Genomic DNA, 502 nt, shown 5'->3' with positions numbered 1-502 from the left:
TATTGCCATGGGCAGACGGATCTATTCAAACCTTAAAAAGGCAATACAGTATATTATTTCCATTCACATCCCAATTATATTAACGGTGTTTATTCCGCTGGCGCTAAACTGGATTTATCCCAATATCTTCTCTCCAGTACATATTATATTTTTGGAGCTGATCATGGGGCCTACATGTTCTATAATTTATGAGAATGAGCCGATGGAAGAAAATACAATGTCCAATAAGCCAAGGCCATTGAGTACAACATTTTTCAGTTGGAAAGAATTGTCAACAAGTGTAGTTCAGGGACTTATAATTACCCTGGGAACCCTTGCAGCCTATCAGTATGCGGTAGGTAAGGGAGCAGATGAACAGCTGACACGAACTATGGTTTTTACATGCCTTATATCTGCCAATATCATGCTCACACTGGTAAACCGTTCTTTTTACTATTCTATTTTTACAACGATTAGATATAAAAACAACTTGGTATTAGTTGTCATCTTGCTTACCCTAGTT

1 protein-coding gene is annotated in these 502 nt (G+C 37.5%); it reads left to right on the top strand.

Translation table 11 applies throughout. From position 1 onward, the window contains the following. Positions 1-502, top strand: a 502-nt coding sequence (locus ACFOUY_RS21645; RefSeq protein ID WP_378960157.1) for a cation transporting ATPase C-terminal domain-containing protein, incomplete at both ends; no start/stop codon positions are given.

The organism is Pedobacter jamesrossensis, assembly GCF_042650905.1.
Lineage (GTDB): Bacteria > Bacteroidota > Bacteroidia > Sphingobacteriales > Sphingobacteriaceae > Pedobacter > Pedobacter jamesrossensis.
The sequence above is the reverse complement of the archived record's forward strand: the minus strand, read 5'-3'. Positions and strand labels throughout refer to the sequence as shown.